At 59.9% G+C, this 5,429-nt stretch carries 4 protein-coding genes; 1 reads left to right on the top strand and 3 read right to left on the bottom strand.

The window, feature by feature from the left end; all coding sequences use genetic code 11:
* Nucleotides 1-470: 470 nt before the first annotated feature.
* Nucleotides 471-1,088 carry a protein-methionine-sulfoxide reductase heme-binding subunit MsrQ gene (msrQ, locus tag A8B82_RS21485; RefSeq protein WP_443069355.1) on the bottom strand — a complete coding sequence of 206 codons (618 nt, stop codon included), beginning with the start codon at nt 1,086-1,088 and terminating at the stop codon, nt 471-473.
* A gap of 91 nt (nt 1,089-1,179) precedes the next feature.
* The gene (gene msrP, locus A8B82_RS21490; RefSeq protein ID WP_067297247.1) at nt 1,180-2,088 is read right to left on the bottom strand and encodes a protein-methionine-sulfoxide reductase catalytic subunit MsrP; all 909 of its coding nucleotides are present in this window, start codon (nt 2,086-2,088) and stop codon (nt 1,180-1,182) included.
* Between msrP and A8B82_RS24080 the strand changes: the two genes are divergently transcribed.
* Nucleotides 2,080-2,337 carry a fasciclin domain-containing protein gene (locus tag A8B82_RS24080; RefSeq protein ID WP_138069842.1) on the top strand — a complete coding sequence of 86 codons (258 nt, stop codon included), beginning with the start codon at nt 2,080-2,082 and terminating at the stop codon, nt 2,335-2,337. The two genes, msrP and A8B82_RS24080, sit on opposite strands and share 9 nt — an antisense overlap.
* Before the next feature lie 229 nt (nt 2,338-2,566).
* On the opposite strand, the gene clpB is transcribed toward A8B82_RS24080, so the two are convergent.
* Entirely contained in the window at nt 2,567-5,182 is a 2,616-nt protein-coding gene (gene clpB, locus A8B82_RS21495; protein WP_067297250.1) for an ATP-dependent chaperone ClpB, read from the bottom strand.
* Nucleotides 5,183-5,429 lie beyond the last annotated feature (247 nt).

Here is a 5,429-nt window from a genome sequence, read left to right on the forward strand (position 1 = left end):
CCGGTGAGGGGGGTTCTACGGTTACTGACTGATACCCGCAAGCCCTTTTTTCAAGAAATGCGAATTTTTTGCGACAGCCTGCATTAACCGTTTAAATACAGTATTTTAAATGCCATTTTTTTCCGGATTACTTTGCAGATGCCTGCGTTATCGGTTCCGCCTTGAGGAATCGCGCGCCGTCGAAATCCCACATTTAGCGTTATCCACACGCCTACCCCCAAGTCGAACAAAGACTCACCCTGTTTGCGCCACCAAAATTATCCCTGATTTGGCGATTCACTGGCGAGTCGGCCGGGATTGACCCGACCGAAAGCTGGGTTTGCAGCGATTCAGGTCCGCGGTCCTTCAAAAATCCGCCCCAGATCCGCGTGGTTGGGCGAATTTTCTTTCACAAGATGCCCATTCCGCAGGCGTCCGTGACGGATTCGAGGCATATTCGCAGGGATTCGGACCGGAATCGGCCCGGCGCTTCACCGATTTGGGCGGGCAGAGGCCCTTTCCTTTGCGGTTTTGAGCAGTCTCAGCGACAGAAGCCCCAGAATCACCGCCATATAGATCAGGGGTTCCATTTGAATGCCTTTCACAAGCCAGATGTAATGAACCCCGCCCAGGATCACGGCCAGATAGGTCAGCCTGTGCAGCTTGCGCCATGCCGGGCCCAGCTTGCGCACTGACCAATTGTTCGATGTGGCCGCCAATGGCAGCAAAAGGACCAATGCCGCGATGCCGATGGTGATGTAGGGGCGCTTGATGATGTCCTCGGTCACACGCGACAGGCTTTGCACATCCAGGAAGGCCCAGACCAACAGATGCAGCACAACATAGGTAAAGGCGAGAAGACCAATCGCCCGGCGGAACCTGATCAGGTTCAGACCCGTGAACCGGCGCAGCGGCGTGATACACAAACCGATGATCAGCAGTTGCAGCGCGGTCTTGCCCAGCTCATGTTCAAGCGCCTTGACCGGATCGGGGCCCAGCCCCCCGGTGACCCCGAGGTAAAACGTCCAGACGGCGGGGATCAGATAGGCACTATATACAACCCATGTCGGGATGCGTCGGGCAAGGCTGTTGATACGGTCGACAATGATTTTCACAGGGAGACCTGACGTGGCGAATTTTTCAAAAAATTCGGGCCGGAGTTTTTGAAAACTCCGTCTCCCCTCCCACCCTGCTGCGTCATCAGAAATTCTTGGCCAGATCCATGCCTTCATACAGGCTGGCCACCTCGTCACCATAGCCATTGAACATCAGCGTGTCCTGGCGGCCGGCAAACAACCCGCCGCCCAGCGGGCGCTCGGTCGCCTGCGACCAGCGCGGGTGGTTCACGTCCGGGTTCACATTGCTGTAAAAGCCGTATTCACGTGCATTGGCCTTGTTCCAGCTCGTCGGCGGTTCGCTGTCTGTCAGCGTGATCCGCACAATCGACTTGATCGATTTGAACCCATACTTCCACGGCACCACCAGCCGCAGCGGCGCGCCGTTCTGGTTCGGGATGTCCTTGCCGTAGATACCGGTCGCCATGATCGTCAGCGGATGCACCGCCTCATCCAGACGCAGACCCTCGACATAGGGCCAGTCCAGAACCGGGAACCGCACACCGGGCATTTCGTCCGGGCGCAGGGCTGTCTCGAACGCCACATATTTTGCACCGGACCGGACCCCTGCCATCTCCAGCAGGTCCGCCAGTTCGAAACCGTTCCAGGGCACCACCATCGACCAGGCCTCGACACAGCGGAAGCGATAGATCCGCTCCTCCACGGTCATCGCCTTCATGATGTCTTCGAAGTTGTAGTCGCCGGGTTTCTCCACAAGGCCGTCGATCTTCACCGTCCAGGGTTTGGTTGTCAGGGAACCCGCATTGCGGGCCGGGTCGCCCTTGCCGGTGCCGAACTCGTAATAGTTGTTGTAGTTGGTGATGTCCTCGAAGCTGTTCGGTTCCAGCGCGTTCTCGGCTTTCGCCTGCCCACCGGCAATCCCTGCAAGCCCGACGCCCGCGACTGCACCCGCCATCAACTGCCGGCGGTTCAGAAACGCGGCCTCCGGTGTGACGTCACATTCTTTCAGCGTATTGATCCAACGATGGGCCATCGGGCACTCCTACTCTCAACTCTATTTACAACAGAGTTAGGGTTACAAAGCCCATGCACCAAAGGTTTTTGCGGTTCATTTCACCCATTACACCAAATTGTCAGCCCCGGCCCGCCCAATATTGGTCTGCTCGAAACCCTGAAAGGCAACGGCCCTTTTACCTTCTTCGCGCCCACTGACGATGCCTTTGCCTATCTGGAGGACGGCGTTCTGGGCTCACCGCTGCTGGCCGAAACCCGGGACTCCTGACAAGCGTTCTGGTACATGTGCATGGGGCCCCCGATGCAATTTCTACCTGCCGACCTAGCGGTTCGACCGACATATGAAAAACAGCTTAAAGCGTCGCTGCCGTGGCTGCTGCGCAATCGCAACTGGCGCAGGGAACAAACAGCATTCCCGCTGTGCTTGATGGCCGCGACCCTGACGAAAAAAGGCCGGGAAAACCCCGGCCTTTTTGCTTGCGTATATATAGTGCGGATCAATGCACCGTCGCGTCGTCCGGCTTGGGCCGGTTGCTGGCCGCGATCCTGTCACCGATGATCAGACCATCGGCCCCCGCGGTCACGGTGATCCTGTCCCCGTCACGCACGTCACCGGCCAGGATCATCTCGGCCAGCGGGTCCTGCAAGGTCCGCTGGATCACCCGCTTGAGTGGCCGCGCCCCGAACACCGGGTCATAGCCTTCATCGCCCAGCCATTTCTTTGCACCCTCGTCCAGATCAAGCGCGATCTTGCGCCCGGCCAGCCGCCGGAGCAACCGTTGCAGCTGCACCTCGACGATACCGGTCATGTTCTCGCGGCTCAGCCGGTCGAAGATGATCGTCTCGTCCAGACGGTTCAGAAACTCTGGCCGGAAGTGGGCCCGGACCGCATCCATCACGTCACGTTTGGCCTGCGCCATGTCGCCGCCATCGGGCAACTGGCTCAGCGCCTGGGCACCCAGGTTGGACGTCAACACGATCAGAGTCTGCTTGAAATCGACCCTGTGGCCCTGCCCGTCGGTCAACACCCCGTCGTCCAGCACCTGCAACAGCACGTTGAACACATCGGGATGCGCTTTCTCGACCTCGTCGAACAGCACCACCTGATAGGGCCTGCGCCGCACCGCTTCGGTCAGCACCCCCCCCTCGTCATAGCCGACATAGCCCGGCGGGGCACCGATCAGCCGCGCGACAGAATGCTTCTCCATGAACTCGGACATGTCGATGCGCACCATGGCGTTGTCATCGTCGAACAGGAATTCGGCCACGGCCTTGGTCAGTTCGGTCTTGCCCACGCCCGTCGGCCCGAGGAACAGAAAGCTGCCCAGCGGGCGGTTCTCGTCGTTCAGACCGGCACGCGCCCGGCGCACGGCATTCGCCACCGCCTTGACCGCCGCATTCTGGCCAATGACCCGCGCATGAAGCTGGTCTTCCATGCGCAGCAGCTTGTCGCGTTCGCCCTCCAGCATCTTGCCGGCAGGCACACCTGTCCAACGCTCGACCACGCTTGCAATCTGTTCGGGGCGCACGGCCTCTTCGACCATCATGCCATCCTCGCGGGATTCAGCAGCCTCAAGATCTTTTTCAAGCTGCGGGATCACACCATAGGAAAGTTCACCTGCGCGGGCCAGGTTGCCCTCGCGCTTGGCGATGTCCAGATCCGCGCGGGCACGGTCCAGCTTTTCCTTGATGTCGCGCGCACCGGCCAGCTTGTCACGCTCCGCCTGCCATGCAGCGGTCATCCCGCTGGCCTTCTCCTGCAATTCCGACAAATCCTTTTGCAAGGTCACCAGACGGTCTTTCGACGCCTGATCGTCCTCCAGCTTCAGCGCCTCTTCCTCGATCTGCAATTGCAAGACCTGGCGGTCCAGCGCATCCAGCTCTTCGGGTTTGCTGTCGACTTCCATGCGCAGGCGGCTGGCGGCTTCGTCCATCAGGTCGATTGCCTTGTCCGGCAGAAACCGATCCGTGATATAGCGGTTGCTGAGCGTCGCGGCGGCCACAAGGGAAGAGTCGCTGATCCGCACACCATGGTGCAGCTCGTATTTCTCCTTGATGCCACGCAGAATCGAAATGGTATCCTCCACCGTCGGCTCCTGCACCATGACCGGCTGGAACCGCCGCGCCAGCGCCGCGTCCTTTTCCACGTATTTGCGGTATTCATCCAGCGTTGTGGCACCGACGCAATGCAGTTCACCCCGCGCCAGCGCAGGTTTCAGCAGGTTGGACGCATCCATCGCCCCATCCGCCTTGCCTGCACCAACCAGCGTGTGCATCTCGTCGATGAACAGGATAATTTCCCCGGCAGCTTCGGTGACTTCGGTCAGAACGGACTTCAGGCGTTCCTCGAACTCGCCGCGATATTTGGCACCGGCAATCAGCGCCCCCATATCCAGCGCCAACAGACGTTTGTTGCGCAGGGATTCAGGCACATCGCCATCGACGATCCGCAGGGCAAGCCCCTCGGCAATCGCAGTCTTACCGACACCGGGTTCACCGATCAGAACCGGGTTGTTCTTGGTCCGGCGCGACAGAACCTGCATCGTGCGGCGGATTTCCTCGTCACGGCCGATGATCGGGTCAATCCGCCCCTCTTCGGCCCGCGCGGTCAGGTCGGTACTGTATTTCTTCAGCGCCTCATATCCGTCCTCCGCACTCGCGGTGTCTGCGGTGCGGCCCTTGCGGACATCATTGATGGCAGAGTTCAACGCCTGCGCGGAGACATGTCCGGCTTCCAACGCGGTCTTCGCTGCGGATTTGACCATGCAAAGCGCCATCAGCAGACGCTCCACCGGGACAAAACTGTCGCCCGCCTTCTTCGCCAGCGCCTCAGCCTCGGCCAGCACTTTCGTGGTTGTATTGTCCAGATAGACCTGGGCCGCATCGCCCGAAACCTTGGGCAACTTTCCCATCGCCAGCGCAAGGTTCTCGGTCACGCGTTTGACGTTGCCGCCTGCCGCCGAAATCAGATTGGCCGCAAAGCCCTGATCGTCGTCCAGCAGTGCTTTCAGGATGTGTTCGGGGGTCAGCCGCTGATGGCTCTCGCGGATGGCAATTGTCTGCGCCGCCTGAATGAAGCCGCGCGATCTTTCCGTGAACTTGCTCAAGTCCATGGTTCTCTCCTCTTGTTAAGCGCCCCATGGCGGATGCGCCCGGCTCAGCGGCACGCGTCCTTCGGGACCTCGGTTAGAATTTGGGGATCCGGACACCGGATTCAAGAGGCGCTCACCACAATGAACCTGTCAGGTGTCAGGCAATACCGGCTTTTGTGTCACATCGCTGGCCCGGAGCGCGGCGTTATGTCCGATGGGAGGCAGGGACGAGGACGAAACCGCTCTCGCGGTATTGGTGCTTGTGGTG

Source organism: Sulfitobacter sp. EhC04, assembly GCF_001650875.1.
Classification (GTDB): Bacteria; Pseudomonadota; Alphaproteobacteria; order Rhodobacterales; family Rhodobacteraceae; genus Sulfitobacter.